Source organism: Psychrobacter sp. LFX-11D (assembly GCF_904846475.1).
GTDB classification, from domain to species: domain Bacteria; phylum Pseudomonadota; class Gammaproteobacteria; order Pseudomonadales; family Moraxellaceae; genus Psychrobacter; species Psychrobacter cryohalolentis.
Genome location: NZ_CAJHAV010000015.1, coordinates 20,838 through 37,264, shown reverse-complemented (window position 1 = coordinate 37,264; position 16,427 = coordinate 20,838). Strand labels below are relative to the sequence as shown.

Annotated in this window: 15 protein-coding genes; 1 reads left to right on the top strand and 14 read right to left on the bottom strand. The window is 42.1% G+C overall.

Annotated features, from left to right (window positions below; genetic code table 11):
* Positions 1-21: 21 nt before the first annotated feature.
* Positions 22-345: a ferredoxin FdxA gene (gene fdxA, locus JMX75_RS10820; RefSeq protein ID WP_201532323.1), complete on the top strand. Its 324-nt coding sequence runs from the start codon at positions 22-24 to the stop codon at positions 343-345.
* Positions 346-444: 99 nt separating this feature from the next.
* Here fdxA and tfpZ read toward each other — a convergent pair whose 3' ends face one another.
* From tfpZ to JMX75_RS10750, 14 genes are all read right to left on the bottom strand, one after another.
* Positions 445-1,233, bottom strand: coding sequence for a TfpX/TfpZ family type IV pilin accessory protein (tfpZ, locus tag JMX75_RS10815; protein ID WP_201532322.1), 789 nt, complete (start codon positions 1,231-1,233; stop codon positions 445-447).
* Positions 1,234-1,262: 29 nt separating this feature from the next.
* Entirely contained in the window at positions 1,263-1,676 is a 414-nt protein-coding gene (locus tag JMX75_RS10810; RefSeq protein WP_201532321.1) for a pilin, read from the bottom strand.
* A gap of 133 nt (positions 1,677-1,809) precedes the next feature.
* Positions 1,810-2,241: a pilin gene (locus JMX75_RS10805; protein ID WP_201532320.1), complete on the bottom strand. Its 432-nt coding sequence runs from the start codon at positions 2,239-2,241 to the stop codon at positions 1,810-1,812.
* Between the two features lie 314 nt (positions 2,242-2,555).
* On the bottom strand, positions 2,556-3,047 hold the full coding sequence (locus tag JMX75_RS10800) for a type IV pilin protein (protein WP_201532319.1): 492 nt from the start codon (positions 3,045-3,047) through the stop codon (positions 2,556-2,558).
* The gene (locus JMX75_RS10795) at positions 3,041-3,538 is read right to left on the bottom strand and encodes a type IV pilin protein (RefSeq protein WP_320157705.1); all 498 of its coding nucleotides are present in this window, start codon (positions 3,536-3,538) and stop codon (positions 3,041-3,043) included. The genes JMX75_RS10800 and JMX75_RS10795 overlap by 7 nt, the downstream gene beginning before the upstream one ends.
* Position 3,539: 1 nt before the next feature.
* A complete protein-coding gene (locus JMX75_RS10790; RefSeq protein WP_201532318.1) occupies positions 3,540-7,343 on the bottom strand; it encodes a hypothetical protein in 3,804 nt (1,267 codons plus the stop codon).
* Positions 7,344-7,444: 101 nt separating this feature from the next.
* Positions 7,445-8,248, bottom strand: a complete 804-nt coding sequence (locus JMX75_RS10785; protein ID WP_201532317.1) for a PilX N-terminal domain-containing pilus assembly protein — start codon at positions 8,246-8,248, stop codon at positions 7,445-7,447.
* Positions 8,248-9,405, bottom strand: coding sequence for a PilW family protein (locus JMX75_RS10780; RefSeq protein ID WP_201532316.1), 1,158 nt, complete (start codon positions 9,403-9,405; stop codon positions 8,248-8,250). The genes JMX75_RS10785 and JMX75_RS10780 overlap by 1 nt, the downstream gene beginning before the upstream one ends.
* A 1-nt stretch (position 9,406) precedes the next feature.
* Positions 9,407-9,997, bottom strand: a complete 591-nt coding sequence (gene pilV / locus JMX75_RS10775; RefSeq protein ID WP_201532315.1) for a type IV pilus modification protein PilV — start codon at positions 9,995-9,997, stop codon at positions 9,407-9,409.
* Entirely contained in the window at positions 9,997-10,503 is a 507-nt protein-coding gene (locus JMX75_RS10770; RefSeq protein ID WP_201532314.1) for a Tfp pilus assembly protein FimT/FimU, read from the bottom strand. Before JMX75_RS10770 ends, pilV begins: the two co-directional genes overlap by 1 nt.
* Before the next feature lie 295 nt (positions 10,504-10,798).
* A complete protein-coding gene (locus JMX75_RS10765; RefSeq protein WP_201532313.1) occupies positions 10,799-11,641 on the bottom strand; it encodes a ComF family protein in 843 nt (280 codons plus the stop codon).
* 42 nt (positions 11,642-11,683) lie between these two features.
* Complete coding sequence (locus tag JMX75_RS10760; protein WP_201532312.1) at positions 11,684-13,102, bottom strand: phospholipase A; 1,419 nt, start codon at positions 13,100-13,102, stop codon at positions 11,684-11,686.
* A gap of 473 nt (positions 13,103-13,575) precedes the next feature.
* A complete protein-coding gene (locus JMX75_RS10755) occupies positions 13,576-15,810 on the bottom strand; it encodes a protein-disulfide reductase DsbD domain-containing protein (RefSeq protein ID WP_201532311.1) in 2,235 nt (744 codons plus the stop codon).
* A 59-nt stretch (positions 15,811-15,869) separates the two neighbouring features.
* On the bottom strand, positions 15,870-16,394 hold the full coding sequence (locus tag JMX75_RS10750) for a protein-disulfide reductase DsbD N-terminal domain-containing protein (protein WP_227673176.1): 525 nt from the start codon (positions 16,392-16,394) through the stop codon (positions 15,870-15,872).
* Between the last annotated feature and the right edge of the window lie 33 nt (positions 16,395-16,427).

The following is a 16,427-nucleotide window of genomic DNA, read 5'->3' as shown; positions in this document are numbered from 1 at the left end:
CAATAACAGGTAGACATCACTATGACCTTTGTCGTTACAGATAACTGCATTCTTTGCAAATACACCGACTGTGTGGAAGTCTGTCCTGTGGACTGCTTTTATGAAGGCCCAAACTTCCTCGTCATCGATCCTGATGAGTGCATCGATTGTGCTCTATGCGAGCCTGAATGTCCTGCCAATGCCATCTTCTCAGAAGATGAGGTACCAAAAGGGCAAGAGATGTTCACTGAGCTAAATGCTGAGCTGGCGCAAAAGTGGCCAAACATCACTGAGATGAAAGGGCAATTGCCAGAAGCTGAAAAGTGGGATGGTGTGGAAGGGAAGATTCAGTATTTAGAGAAGTAGTAAGATTTTTGATGTAGTTCGATAGATTGAAACAATAAAACCACCTAATGGCCATTAAATAAAAAGGGCTGTTTGGTGTTTTTTTATATTCTTGTAGCGCTATAAAGCAGATGTCAGCACTGTATTCATCTGCTCTGTTGTCCAAGGACGCAAATTAACTATATTGAGTGGTACAGCGTCTTTATTAAGCAAAACCACCATATGTTGCTGCTGTCCCCAAAGTGGTAGCCAGCCAGTTGCCTTAGGGTTTACACTGAGGTATTTATCTATTTCTTCTTTACTGTTGGCGGCTTCTAATTTGGATAAATCGTAGGCTTTGATTACGATCTCAGGATATGCTTGTTCAATTGGATAATATAGAGCTGGTTGATGCACTATCTTGGCACCTAACTTATTACCAAACTCTAGATCTTCTATTTCTTGACTACTACCTATAAGTCTCGTCGCGACCCACTTAGGTCCCGTTAGGGAGGCATGCGCATACTCTTTAGGTGCATCTTTTAAATAGATATCCTCTATATCATTAAGTCTCACGATCTCAAACCGATTACTATAAAAAGCCAACCATACTGGACGTGCTTGCGATAGGCTATAAATACCATAAGAGAGCGCCGTAATTTGAATGAGGACAATAACAGTAAGGTCAAACACTAACGATTTTTTATTTTTCTTATAGACTACCAATGTTAATAATGGCCCAATGAGCAAATCTACTACGAATACCATAGCAAATATGGCAAGTACGCCAGTAGCTGCAGCAAGTGGCGTAGGATACCAAACCTTAAATACTAGCAATGCTAAGGCACCTACTATAAGTAAGCTCACTGACAGATGAATAGCCGCTGCCCTAAAAGAGTCTGCCCAGATTCGTATTGGTTGTTGAGACATTTGAATGATTTCCTAGAAGAGATAGAGAGTTAGCACAGGCCTGCCGCGATACAAGTACCACCAGTTGTCCAAGTCAAACTATTATTACTAGGAGTAGGCGTCAAAGTATAAGTAGCGCTATCTACGCTCGGCTCACCAGTTACCGTTATAATTGCAGTATTGGCGTCGATAGTTATAGAGTTGATAGTTTCAGGTGCAGTGACCACTGAGGGATTAATACCTATCTTGTTGAGACTGTCGCAATTACTCAATGTATGGTTGTCTCTATTTTGAAAACAAATATCAATATTACTTCTGACCGAGGCGGCAGCCAAAACCACCTCAGTGAACCTAGCCTTTTTGGTATAACTCTGGTAGGAAGGAATAGCTATCGCGGCAAGGATACCAATAATGGCAATGGCGATCATTAATTCTATCAAAGTAAAGCCTTTCTGTTTTGACATAAGACACCTTTTTATCGGTTTTTATAAACTTTAGGCATAAAAATACCCTACTAACAACGTTGGTTAATAGGGCATTGTGTGACTATTAGGCAATGACCCAAGCTATATTATTAGATTTATTAAATCTAACTTATTAGCATAGACCAGCAGCGATACAAGTACCACCTTCTGCCCATTGTAATGAACCAGCAGAGTTGCTGGCTGTGAGGGTATAAGTTTTGCCATCTACAGACGTAGTGTCACCAGTAGCCGTAACTACACCGTTTTCATAGGCAACAGATGCTACTTGACCACCTGCTGCTGCACCTGTCAAGTCTGCACCAACTAGTGCAGCAGTAGCACACTTTCCGCCTGTAGCAATAGCTGCAGCAGCTGACTCGCCACGCGTTTGATAGCATACATCAACTTTACCTTTTACTGATGATGCGGCTAGTACCACTTCAGCGAAACGTGCTTTTTTAGTATAAGTCTGATACGCAGGTAGTGCGATCGCAGCCAAGATACCGATAATGGCGATGACGATCATTAGTTCGATTAAGGTAAAACCTTTTTGAGCAGTGTTCATATGAACTCCTTTTGGGGTATATAAAGATAAGTGGCTGTTGTTAATACAGTCGCGTTTTATCTTTAGGGATATAATTTCTTTCTTACTATAACTGCTGCAGGTAACATGCCAAAATATCGCTATTATTGTTTTTATAGCTAAAACACGGCTATAACTCCTAATTTCGGCATCACTTAGACATTTGTTGTCTTATTATCCTTACATACCATTACCAATGTTACTACCAACCTACTGAAAATTGTCAGTTGATAGTATTTTAAAAGTATATGATAAGTAAAGATGACATTTTTTGTCATCACACATATATATGACAATTATCTCCATTCGCTACCTAACCCACAATAAGTGTCTCTACATTTCTGTCCAGTGCTGTCCAAAGTCAGGCTGCCATCGGTAGCCATTCTAGTACCAGTAATGGGAGCAGCTTCTATCTCCCACTCTCTATCGGTTAAAGTAGTCGTGTTATTTGGCGTCACTGTAACTGTATATAATGCAGTGCCAGCAGAAGGGAAGTTTGTACTACCATCCGCAGCTACCGTACCTGACAATATAGAGGATAATGGTATTCTGTCATAGCGCTTGTAGTTTATTTTATTAGACTCAATGCGACTGGCGATTTGCTGCATCTCTACCATCATATCCGCACGATTGGTACGCTCAACGTACCCTTGATAGCTAGGATAGGCTATAGCTGCTAATATTCCTATGATAGCAACGACGATCATCAGCTCTATCAACGTAAAGCCTGTCTGCGGCGCAGCTTTGATCGATGAGCAATGTGTATTAGTACTATAGTGAATTACCATGTCGTCTGTCCCGTACCACAATCGGCATCCGTGATTTCAAAATCAGCACTGTTGGCACAGCGTACGCCTTGGCTGGTTAGCATAAAGTTGTCTGCACCTACCATATCGATGGGCGTTGCTATCATAATCCAATTATTAGCGCGTCCACCGCCTTGATGCAAAGTACTAAAAGTCGTAGGTCCTGTCAGATGTCCCAACGTAATCACATAACGTGGATTGGTAGTCGGTGAGTTCATCACGCCCGTAGTATCGGCAATATTATCAGGCTCAAAACCTTTATAGGTTAAGGCCTTGGCTCGCCACTGTTCAAGCTCATTACTCAGGGCTAGCATCTTGCGCTGTACATCGGCCTCAGCATTACGAATGATATAAGCACGATAGCTCGGTATCGCGATGGCAGCTAAAATAGCGATAATAGCCACAACAATCATCAGCTCTATAAGGGTAAACCCTGTTTGTCGTGTCATTTTATCATTCGATAGTTTAGACATATCAATGCTCAATCCAACTTAGCGGGTTGATACGTTTGTCCGTATTAAAACCATCTAAAGGACTGCAAGTAGGCCCTGTACAGGTAGGCGGTGCAGGTTCGCAGTCGCCACTTGGGCAGATAACCTTAGGTGTACAAGCCGCACCTTCGCAGCGATTGACTAAGCCACTAAAGATACTAGTATCATTAAACTGAGTGACGATATTATCGACAATTCCTGATCCAGCATTAAACGTAGAGCGAGCGGTCACTACTCCATTACCTACGCCATCTAAGCAGGTGCCATAGGGCAGACAAGTGCGTTCGCGTTGAGTCTCACCTTTGACACCAGCACTACAAGCTTGAATGGCTTGACCCTTGTCAGGGTTATATGAAGAGGATACTAATATCCCAGCTAAGGCATCAGGCTCATTGAACATTTTCATCTTATAAGGGCCTGTAGTCTGCTTTGCCTCATTTAGCCAAGTATCAAACGGCATATACCAGCCTTGTACGGCACCGCTCTGCATGTTTTCTTTGATACCTGCTCTGGCAGCTGCGCCTCCTGGTATCGCTGCTGCGCTGATATCAGCGGCAGAAAAAGTCAGCTTCTGTAGTTTATTATTGGCGTCAGTTGATACCCCAACTCTGTTTACGGGTGTGCGTAAACTGATTGTCGGCGCTGTTCCTGTTCCATAAAAGAATAGATCACTACGAGACACATCCTTATCGATGATACTGTATAGCGCATTAGGGACATTCCTTGTTGCCGTTACCGGATTACTACGATCTCCTGTCCCCACCGTGACCATAGCTTGTACACCACTAGCAGTGCCTGACTGATTAGCAGCATCGATATAGCCAAACTTGCCATTATAAAAGGTAATTAGCGGGCGCTCATAAATACGTGGCGGCGCATCTCCAGTACCCACTTGGTCACTGACATCTAGCACTTTAACGACTCGATCTACTTTGAAGTTACTAGTATCTGTATTGTTATTAATATCAGCGCGCCAAACCTGCCCACCTAAATCAGCAAAGTAGATATGATCAGTCAGACCATCATAGTTGCGGTCTAAGGTTCTGATCTGAGTCACGACACTATGCTTGAGATCTTCTGCTTTTGAATACTGTAGTGAAGCGGTCATAGAAGTAGAAGCAGCGGTAACACTAGTACCACTATTGCTTGCCCACCATAATAAGTTACCATTATTAACTGACGTATCTACTGTTTCTTCTTTATTGGTTTGGGTCTTAACTTCACCCATTTGCACCATATACACGCCATTCCCTTGAGCTTCAACTCTACTTTTACAGGCAGCTTTGCTATTGGTTGTATCATTTAATTTAAAGTTGCTGTCCTCATAACAGGTATCATAACCACCAGGTAAAAAGCTGACCATAACGCGCTTGCCCCCACTTTTGACATAGCCAAGAGTTGGTTTACCCCATGATTGACCCATTTTTGCAAAGGCTTTTTGCTCCTCAGTCGCAGTCCCAGTAGTATTATTTTTGGTACCGCCTAATGCTGTCGTATCTCCTGCTAAGCGATTGGCATAGTTTGAGCCTATACCATAAATTATCTTGGGTGTATTGACATTGGAAACATCCAAAGCATAGTACATCGACCCGCCCATACGTAGACCACCTAGAGCGAAGCTTTGTTCCGCTTCATAGGTGTTGACAGTGGTAGCTGCATCTCCTTCACCTGTGGTGGTAGCTTTAGTGGTATAAGAAACATACGTTAACCATGGAGCATCCACACCATAAGGATAACTACCATCTTCGGCAGTACCATTGCCAGTGAGCGCTCTAGGTTGCAAGTCAAGGATTTGCTTAGGTACAAAGGTAAAAGTCTCTTTGCCCGTTTTATCATCAAGCATATGTAGCGCGCCGTCCATAGAGCCGTAGATAACATAGTCTTGACGTTGACTAGTATCAAATTTGCCCGTAGCATCGACGGCTACTTTTGTGGTAATCAACTGCGGTATAGAGTGCAGGACACCACCGATATTTTTTAGACCCGTGTTTAATGAAGCAGTGATTGCGGTACCATCAGTTACCGTTGTGGCTATAGGTTCACCATACCCCATAAAATTGAGTAACGTGATTTTCTTGGGGTTGGTATATCCGTTTGCAGTCGTTAGGGTATTAAAATTTACAGGTTTTTTGTCTGCAGTGACTTTTAGATTGACCAAACTACTGCCATTATTTACGAACAGATTGCGACTACCTGATGTGGTTGCGCCTGTATTCTCAAATACCTTTTGGTACGCACCGCCCACTTGGGGTAAAGATTTATCTGGCCTTAGGGCATCAGGACGACTGGAATCAAGAGTATTCCATAAATCATAAGTATTTTTTGCGAACAGACCACTGTTGTCAGAGAATACAAAATTGTTGTCACCACCAAGCAAAGTAGAATTTCTAACCTTGTATTTCTTTAGGTTACCCTTCCATAGCTGTGAAGATCCAGGAGTAGGTTCGAGTATCGGCAGATAAGCGAATTGACGTGACTCAAGTCCCCCTAGACTATCGAGCGGTACAGACATCGTCCCTGTGGAGATGGAATCAATCTCTGTACTGCCCACTTCTTCGATAAAGGACTTGACACTTGCAGCGATTTCTTGAGGCTCTTCAGTATAATAAAATCCACCTTCACCATGTTCTTGACCCTTTTCACCCAGTTTACATAAATTTTTGGCATCTGGGCTAATACCTGATGCATCACATTGATAGACGTCTACCGTTTCAGGAGGCTTACCCGGTCTAGTGATGACCTTAGGGACTGTCCCTTTTTCTTTGAGCTTCTTATAGACGTTACCAAAGCCCACAGTTGCGGTTGCAATATTATCTTTTTTGACGTTGTCTTTACTATACAGTGCTCGGGCATACTCACCAATACATTCCCATCCCGGAGAACCTTGATTTGAACCTTGATATACTGTTCCGGTAGAGTCAAGTCCCGACTGACAAGAACTCCCGATTGAACGAGAACCCCCTACTAAGCTGGTGTTCATAAGGCTTCGAGTATTTGACTCTGAGGAAACCCCGTTAGGCTCGCCATCAGTTAAAAAGTAAACCCCATAGCCATCACACTGGCTTGGGTTATTAGGCATAGGAGAAGTATAAGACGAATTGCTGGCGTTAGTTTTTGTCCCTAGCATATAGGCACCAGCTTCAGCGTAGGCATTGGCTATTGGAGTGGCTGTTTCCGGTTGCAGTGCAATTATTTTATCAATCAGCAGTTTTCTATGTTCTAATGTTAAAGCTGCTACTGAACTATCAATCTTACCTCCACTGCCCAAAAAACGACCTAAGCCAATTTTATACTTGGTCAAATCAACATCAGCGCCGAAGCCTTCATCTCCCTTAGGATTGGCAAACATAGGAATCAGCGCCCTTTTTAACCGTGACATTCGATCATAATACTTCCCACTTCTATTTTCACAATAAGTTACGGAGTAACTTTTAAGCCCAGCATCTCCGGAGATAGCAATACCATTATTATCATAGAGTCTTTGTGGTACTGTATCCGTTTTTACAGAGTTAAAAGGAGAACAATATATTCCAAAAAAATTAATGATGGAAAACCCTTGAGCTGGATAATCTTCAGGAATGCTATTATAATTCATACTTCCCGAGTTATCTAACATCATCATAATAGAAGCGTTACCATTACTTGCTGCTTGATAAATCTCAAGATCAGAGGTGTGCCCAGCACTACTTGCCATGCAGCCTACGACCACAGTCGATAGTAATTTTATAGACCAGCCTTTTACAATAGGGCGGACTTTATCAGCTTTGATTCTGTTTAAGACTCTCATAGTAATCATCCCTATATATATTAAATGCTGTTATAAATAAATTGCTAGTCATCTATTGCTTTTAAGCTAACGCGCTAAAAATAGCAACAGCTTAAATAATCCTAGTTTCCAGAAACACAAGTCACACCAACCGGCTGGTTGATATAAGTCTGTTGTTGCGTCTGATACGGTACGCTCAGTGCAGTTAAACAACTGTCTACAGTAGTAGACCCTGTACGCATCTGCTTAAAGCAGCCCGCGATAGAAGTAGTATCATTGCTACTCGCATTACCCAATGGTGCGCTAGAGAGTGCTGGTATAACTGAGGTAACATAACCGATAAAAGTAGTGCAGCCAATAGCGGCATTTACCCCAGTTGTCGCAGGCTCAACATTGTTAGACGAGGTGCCTGAGCCTTCCTGAGAGAAAATACCACTACTCTCAGGTCGCACAAAGGTCATTTGAGTAATTACCCGACCTTCACTGACATAGTCGTTGCTATCGTTAGGATTGCAGTAGCCATTGTTTTTAGCAGTCAATAAAGCGTTGTCTTTATTAATCTCACTGATTTCGAGAATACTAAATAGCTTAGTACTACGCGGTCTAACACAAAAACTGATCTTATGACCTTCGCGCTCGCTACTTGACATATAACCTTTGAGAGTATCGTTCTTTTCGCGGCTAGCAGCACTCAAGACACGATCTTCTTTTTCAACCTTCAGAAGGGCAGCATCATTGGCTTGAAATAATAGCTTGTTTACCTGATCAGCAGTTGCCACTTTAAGATCGGTGGTGCTCTGTCTGACAGCGATCGCTCCTACTATCATAATTAAAATAAGTACCAATAGCACCACAATTAACGCTACGCCAGATTGATTATGAGGATTTGTTGATAGTTTAGGATGGTCTATAGTCTTAGGTTTCATTACACCCCCCCTCGCGCATTACGTAGTAAAATAGTAGTTTCGTAGATATTGCGTAAATAAGTTGGGCCAGATGTCGCGACACTATTAAGCTCTGCATTTGCTTTGTCTAGGATTGTAAACCTCAAAGCACTGTTAGCTTGTGCAGTCGCGGTTGGATTGTCCGAACGCGCTAATATACCTATCTGCAAGCTGACAATACGCCTAGTGTCGAGCACTGTTGTAAGACTTGCAGCTGCGGGAATCGGTACGTAAGCAATAACTAGATTTTCAGGATCAGTGGCGAAATCTCTACTCGACGATATACCAAGCATCACTCTAAAGTAATCAACGTTAGGTATAATGATAGTACCAGTAGTACTTGCAAGATTATTGTTTTTTACAGTAGCGGGTACAGCTGGTGCAGTAGGCAGTGTAGTTACAGCAGGTATAGCGGGTGCAATATAGCTTTTTATATCGATACCCGTGGTGCTTCCAGCAGCAGTTTCATTGTAATCGTAAATAGCTGAAGCACAGGCTAACCCTAGTACATTGGGAGTAACCGTAGTATCCGTTCGCACAAAATAGCGCTCAATGACGTAGAACCCTTGTGGTATTGCATCACCTTCACAGTCAAAAGTACCTTCTCTGTCCGATCGATATTGAATCGTTAACTGATCGCTATTGGCGATACCTTCTAAGTTACTAGTACTAGTACTGTTAGCGGATGCATTGCTAGATAATAAAGTCGCTGGAATAGCAGCACCATTTAATACCAAGCCAGACAAATTACCTTGCAGCCAACTAACTGGTGTACCAGCACCACTTGGCGCGGTGAGTACCACGCCTCCTTGCGGGGTCAAATGATTCATAAAAAACTCATTAAAGGCCCCTGTGGATTTGGCACCATAGTTAGTACGTCTTAGATGTTGCTGCATTTGAGAAAATCCAAAAATAGCATTGTCTTGAATCTGCGAGCTGGCCTCTTGACGGCGACTATTGACTGAGCTGGTATAGAATATTTGCAATGCTGCGGCGGAGATAAGCAAACCTAGCACCAAAGAGATCATTAATTCTACTAAAGTAAAGCCTTTTACCCTATCAAAAGTCACTACTTTCACAGCAAGCACGCTGTTGCTTGAAGGGTTTGAGCTCGAGGAGTTATGATGCTTTAAGTTCATATCATATCTCCATCATCATGCAAGTGGCTGCAGAATGATAATTACCACCCGCTTGCGCAGCTACATTTTCGGCAGCGGCCACTTGCGCCGTCAAACAGTCTGTCTCATCATCACTACCAATAGTAGCTGTGGTATCTCCCCATGCCGAAATCAAACAATACGAAAACATAATATTAGTTGCCGCATCTGCTCCAGTGCCCCCTGTATCAGGGCAAGGATGCATCTGTATCTGAAAATCATAATTCTGTAGATCAAGTTTAATTTTATAGCTTTCAGCCTCTGCAAGCTGAACGGGGGTACACAAGGTCGTTACTGCCACACCATCTAGACCACACTGAGTACTAGGCGCAGTGACAGAATCCATATCATTGATTTGAGTTTCATAAGTTTCGATAGCAAAAGGATTGGCATGAATTTTTTCTGCTATATTGCGCATCATGACTAGTGACTGCGAACGCTCAAAGGACTCATTAGTTGCTTTTATGGCTTGGCCTTGTAGCGCACTATAACCTAATACTGCCACTGCTAATAATAGCAGTGCAACCATCACTTCTACTAAACCTACCCCTGACTGTGTCGTATTACTGTTCATTAACAGCTCCCAGTGTTTGTAACACTGATGTTAGCGATTTTGTTAACTGTGACCTGTTTTGGGGTCTCGTTAGTAGAACCGTCATCGCAGATAGTATAGACAACTTCAGTACCCGCCCCGCTGACCATCTTATTCGGCTGAAAAACGACCTGAGTAACAGTGGCTGGAGTAATGACTTGACTCACAGTACTTTGGCTATTGATGTTATAAGTAGCTATAACAGTATTATTTCTACCTGTTATAGCAATAGTATTTAGAACACTACTATAAGCAACCGTAACATTCTGTCGACGAATAATGCTCTCAGCCTTAGCCTCTTTTAAAGCATTTTCTAACGTTGAAGCAGTCGACTTAACTCTTTGATTGGCAAGCTGAGTACTGATATTAGGTGCTGCAATACCGACAATAATAGCAAGCACGGCAATCGTTACCATCAGCTCAATCAGAGTAAACCCTGAGCTACTTCTACGCAATTTCTGTGGTCGATTGTTAGCCGATGCTTTCACGTTAAATTCCTATATAGCTGCTGGCATATTCAAGCATGACTGGCTTTACAGTCGTAGTGAATACCTAATATTTAAACAGGCTTTAATCTAATACATTCAACTATAGCCATGCAACTTTTGTTCCATAAAACAAGTTATCTAATCAGCTTAAACACTTTACTTCTCTATATGTAAAGCAGGCTAGCTATTGGCAGCATATGTTTATAGTCTATGTTATTGTCAATATAGCGTGGGATTAAAATATTAGCAACATAATAGCAACATAATAGTAGTTGCCAACAAGTTTTATTAGCATCTATGACTGGCTACCATGCGCTAATGCATAAGCACACAGATAGTATTTATTATTGAAGGTAGAAGATGTTGAAGGGTAAATTGATAGAATGCGAGCTAAGGCTTGTAAACTTGCTCCCGTAGTTGCTACATCATCAAATAAGATAAGGCGTTTAACGGGAGAAGGCTTTAGTAAAGTAAAAGCATTGTCTAAATTACTCAAGCGTTCGACACGGGTGAGTCCTTGCTGACTGACCGTATTATCAATACGCTTGATACCTTGCCATAAAGGAATGTCCCAATGCTTAGATAAATGCGCGGCCAAAATACTGACAGGATCGAAGCCACGTTTAATGAGACGCACATCGGTCGTTGGCATAGCGACAATCACACTATTATCATGATGGCAACCATAAGGTCGTGGTAGTTGACGTATCACATGTAACAATAATGGCAGCTTTGTCATATCCTCATGATGCTTAAAGGCTCTAATAGCTTGGCGCATGGGATAGTCATAGTAGGTTGCTGCTTGAATGGTGAGCGTCATGCCAGCAGTAATATCGACTTCAAATGGCTTGGGCAACCACGCAATACTACTATGGCAGCTGGCGCATAATAGTCCACTACTAAAACGGCTATAGAGTTGCTTTCGGATTTTGCTAAAAGAAGAATGGCTATCCAATAAAGAGTAAGATGTATTTTCAGCTAATAAACTGTTTTGACTGAATAATGGAGTATTTGACGAAGAGGGATTTTGTAACAGCTGTGATTGCGGAGTACTACGATAAACGGCACATAACTGGCAGCGTAAGTTTATATACTCTGCCAGCCATAGTCCGGCTTGATAAGGCGCTAAGTGACGCATGACTTGCTGTCACTATAGGCACCGATATTTAAAGCGCTAATATTACAGCCCTTTCCAATCATTGAGTACGATACCAAAGCCGATAGAAGTATTCTCATAGTTATAATCTACGATAGATTCGCCATAACCTTGGAATACCTGCACAAAACCATTAACATTTTTCGATAAAGGATAAATATAATCGATTTGCGCAGCGCCTTTATTGGTGCCTGGATTATAGCGCAACGTACCACTTAGGCTTTGTTGACTCGGTAAATCATATAAGAACTTGATATCGCCATAACCCATGAAATCTTCGATATCGGGATTGTCTTCACTGCTGTCATTTTCATTGTTCACTCGTAACCAGAATCTCGGTATGACAGATAACTTACCCCACTCTGCCCCTGCCATCACATAAGCACGGTTCCACGAGCGCGATAATGGATCATCTTGACCATTTGAGTGGTGAATAGCACCTGCTCCGAGCATGCGCAGTCTTCCACCAAAAGGCAGATTTGCTGTCACAGGCTGGGTCAAAAATATTTCTGGCTGATAATCGGTTGCACGAAATGGTCGTGAATTGTCTTCATTATAAACTTGCCAATGCGACTCTTGAGTATAACCAAACCACAAATCAGCATTGGTATTAAACAAATCTTCTGCAACTTTAGTCTTTAATGATAGTTGAAACTTTAGATCCGTATTACGAGTGTCATTAGACGTAAAAGGTTTTTCCGGTTGAGGTCGAGTGGGTGTACTTGGGCTTAAATTGGGATCAAAGGTATAAAACAGTGGCATAACATAGGTTGGACGGTAAGGTCTGACTGTCCATGTACCACGTTCACTGTTTTTATCAAGATCATATGCCAAGCTTAGCGGCGTATATTTTTCAATATCTGCTTGAGTCACGCCGACACTTTCCAATACCTCTGCTTCTCTTTGCGTCAGTCCAACCGTATCCAAACTTTCAGTCTCAGCGGGCGGGTTTGTTTCAATATCTTGAGGATAATTGCTCGAAACCTTTTTAGCGATGACATTGCCATTGGCAGTAATGGTACTGGTTTCTTCAGCCAGTATGACTTGAGGGTTGCCTGACAGCGTACTTATAACCGTTTTTGCCAAATCTACTGGCTGTTTACTTGTGACATAACTTGGCGTTTTGCCTTGTTCTGCAACCTTATCAAAGCACGCCAAACGGGCAGAACTGGTCTGTACTTGAGTACATTCAAAGAACAGAGCAGCCTGCTGAGCGATAAAATCTTCGCTTACTTCATTGCTATTTTGCACAGCGATACTGGTATTTATAGGCTGTAAGCTCTTAGTCTGAGCTGTATCAGCAGCCTGAGCTTGTACTGTGAAACAAGTGAGCGCTATACCAACAGCGATATGTAGAGAGCATTTAGTCGTTCGGAGCATCATTTTTTTTGGCGTTTCAAGTTTATTTACAGAGAGGCGCTGCGAAGTAATATGGGAAAACATAAGTATCCTTTATTCAACTGATCATTACTGTCAATAGAATATATGAGGTGATTGATATAACAATTAGCATCGACGCTAAACTGGCATAAAAAATCAATATAACTTGGAGATAAAGGGTTGCTGTTACGCTGAATAATGCGCATTTAGCAATGTTGCTTTATTGTAATGAAAACGTACACACTATACTAGCTTTATTGCTGCATAATGTAGCGCTAAATAGATATAAGTAGCATAAAACCAAATGCTTATAATGAGTATAGAATAAAAAAAGGACCCTTTAATCAGTGTCTTACTAATGACGCTCTTAAAGTAATGTTGATTTATTTAGCACGAAATACAACTAATCGAGTGCTGCAAACCTTCTTCTGAGAAAAAATTAAAAAAGCCAACATACTATGACAGTACGTTGGCTTTTTTATAGGAATCGTATTAAGGCATCTAAAGAAATAAAACAAAAATTTCCGATACGACTATTATTTATTTAATGCCGTCAAAGTCTGCTCAAACTCTGCACGCCCAATCTCACCCACTTGTTTTTGTACCAACTGACCATCTTGGTAATACAATAAAGTTGGTGGTCCAAATAATTTATAACGCGCTAAAATTGCCTTAGAATCCGCCGTGGTTTCCGTAATATCGAGTCGTACCAATTGCCAGTCTTGCATTTGTGTGGGACGATTGGTAAATAAATTCTTATCCATAATACGACATTCAATACACCAATCAGCGGTCAAATCGACCAAAACTTTAGGATTGGCGGCAGTGATAACATCCAATTCTGCCAACGTAGTGATATGCTCATCTGAGTTATTCGTCGCATTATTTTGAGCGCCAGCTTGACCGTTAGCTGACTGCACTAACATAGGGGCGGCACTTAATGAAGCTAACGGATGTAAGCTATCATCATTACCAAGTGCGGCACCAATTACTAACGTAGCAGCCCAAATACCAGCTATCAAACCGATGGCTTGCGATAGCATTCGACCTTTACCACGCCAGCTCCATGCCCATGTTGCCACAACCATAAACCATAATGCCCATACCAGTAACATTACTGACGATATAAAAACGCGCTCTATTAATAGTAACGCTACGGCAAATAACAGTAAGGCAAAACCTTGCTTGACCCAGTTCATCCAAGCGCCTGCTTTTGGCATAATTTTGCCTTGGGTAGCACCAATCAAAATCAGTGGCGCTGACAAGCCAAAGCCTAGCATAAATAGGGCAGCAAAACCCAATAGCGGATTACCAATCGTTGAGACAGCAAGTAAAGCGCCAAATAATGGTGCAGAAACACAAGGCGATACTACCAATGCTGATAAAAATCCAGCAGCTAAACTGCCACCAGCGCTACCGAGCTTACTATCGCCTGCTTGGCTTAAGCCCTGCATCTTACTACTGATAAAATGCGGCAAACGAATGGTAAATACTTCAAGCATGTAAAGGGCTAACAAAACAAATATTACTGCAAAACTGATCAGGATGATTGGGTTTTGTAGCCAGCCGATGATGCCGAGTGACTCACCAAATACAGCAATGACAGCACCAAGTATTCCGTAAGCAATCGACACCCCAATCGCATAACTTGTCGTTAAAATGACACCTTTTTTAACCGTTGGATTTTGCTGACGGGCGACAATATTTGCGACGATAGGTAACATAGGTAGTACGCACGGCGTAAGCGCTAAGCCAAGCCCTGCCAAAAACAATAATCCTAATGCCAACCAAGGATGCTTGGCTAAGCCAAACGGATCGCCATCAGCCAAATTATCTGCGGTAGCTAGTGTATCATTTGTCGGAACAGCATTATCTGCTAACAGTGTATCAGCGCCAGAAATCGTATTGGTGGCGCCAAGCTCTCCATCTAAAGCCTCATCATCCAACAACGCATAATCAATGACCTCATCTTCTTCTGCAAGCGCTTGCTCTGTTTCAGGACTCATTGCCTCAGTACTGTCTATACTTGTGGCATTTGGCGCCTCTGATGTTGTGACGCTATTGCTATTATTTACCGAATTTACATTAGTAGTAGTCTCTTGATTGACATCGCCTTTAGCAACACTAGTGACATTACTTGTCGTATTGACCACCGCTTGCGGCGCGCTTGCAACGATATCGACAGTGGTTTTTATTTTCTCAGGCGGATAGCAAAGTCCTGCTTTGGCGCAGCCTTGCCAAGCAATCACCATCGCTGCATTGTCAATGCTCTTGCCACTAGTACTCAGAGTAGTAGTGGCTACCATATTTTTTTGATCAAATACTGGCACTTTACCAAAAGTTGGATCATCAATTAAGACAGGCGTTTGACTAAAAGTAAACGGTGCCGCCGTAACTCCAGCAGGCAAAGTGAGTTTAAGCTGATTCTTATAAACATAATGCTCTGGAGTGATATTAAAATTAATCGATAACTGAGTGCCAGCCTTGACAGCTTTACTGCTACTCGTGACTTGGAAGGCTTTATCCACTGACAGAAATTTCGATTGTCCAGCGCTTTGATTGCTACTAAAAAGATCGCCCAATCCTGCTGCCTGCGTCGTCATAGTCGTCGCAGTCAATCCTGCAAATAACGAGCTACTCGCTATAGTCAATGCCAGCAGATATGACTTCTTTGGCACTTTATTTACAACTGCTGGCAAATTCTTTGAAGACTGATTTCTTGTGGATACCGCTTTAAATGACGAAATGCTTTTTACTGTCTTGATGGACATAAAGGACTACCTGTTATAACGACTATATAAATCAACCTATTTGCGCTATCTATTGGCGACTAACGTTTGACTGCAATGTTTAACGTGGTTTTGACCTTTTCTGGCGGATAGCATAGTCCAGCTTTAGCACAACCTTGCCAGCCAATCATAACCGGCACATTCTTTGCCGCTTTACCATTTTTGGTCGTCATTATAGTCGTTGCTACAACGGTCTTTTGCGTAAATACGGGTACCTTGCCAAAAGTTGGATCATCAATAGAAACCGGCGATTGGCTAAAGGTAAATGGCGTGGCACTGATACCTTTTGGAAAACTTAAGGTCAGCTTATCTTTATACACGTAATGACCTGGTGTGATATCAAAAGCGATCGATAACTGCGTGCCTTTAGTGGTCGCTTTGGTACTGCTAGTCACTTGAAACGCCTTGTCAACGGGCAAAAATTTTGATTGCTGAGCACTATTATTACTAAACAATTCCCCCAGACCTGCAGCTTGAGTCGCAACAGACGTCATTGACAAAGTAGTCATCAAAGCAGTGGCTGTTATAGCAAGCAAATAAGGCTTTTTATTTGATTGTTTATTCATGATAATTGATTTCGATTTTGATGTTTCGATAGA